The 585-nt window shown below is 45.0% G+C and carries 2 protein-coding genes; both read left to right on the top strand.

Going from position 1 to position 585, the window contains the following annotated elements:
• The coding region (locus tag LFLEISCH_RS14415) for a DUF11 domain-containing protein (RefSeq protein WP_007478135.1) at window positions 1-298 on the top strand (298 nt) is incomplete at its 5' end.
• A 14-nt stretch (window positions 299-312) separates the two neighbouring features.
• Window positions 313-585, top strand: a 273-nt coding sequence (locus LFLEISCH_RS14410; protein ID WP_007478133.1) for an isopeptide-forming domain-containing fimbrial protein, incomplete at its 3' end; no start/stop codon positions are given.

Raw genomic sequence — 585 nt, 5'->3', positions numbered from 1 at the left:
TACCTTGCATAATATACGTGTGAGTGACCCACTTCCCGCGGGCGTAGAACTGGTACCCGGAAGCTTAAAGGTAGATGGACAAGCAGCCATAAATGAAGGAGACCCAGGACAAATCAAGACAGTGATCTCCGAAATCAAAGGGAACCAAACGGTTCCAATCACGTTTAAGGCCAAAGTGACACAAGCAACAGACGGTACCATCACGAATATCGCCACTTTAGTCGATCCGGCTGATGAAAGCCATCCACAAAAACCACAAGCAGATATTCAAGTGGTGGATTCCAAAAGGCCTTCTTAAGTCAAACAAAAAAAGTGGATCATCATGATGTAAAACAAAATGAAGAAGTCACATACACGATTGAAGCAACCAATAGTTTAGCCAATACAACCTTGCATAATATACGTGTGAGTGACCCACTTCCCGCGGGCGTAGAACTGGTACCCGGAAGCTTAAAGGTAGATGGACAAGCAGCCATAAATGAAGGAGACCCAGGACAAATCAAGACAGTGATCTCCGAAATCAAAGGGAACCAAACGGTTCCAATCACGTTTAAGGCCAAAGTGACAAAAGCAACAGACGGTACC

It is taken from the genome of Listeria fleischmannii subsp. fleischmannii LU2006-1, from assembly GCF_000344175.1.
Classification (GTDB): domain Bacteria; phylum Bacillota; class Bacilli; order Lactobacillales; family Listeriaceae; genus Listeria; species Listeria fleischmannii.
The sequence above is the reverse complement of the archived record's forward strand: the minus strand, read 5'-3'. Positions and strand labels throughout refer to the sequence as shown.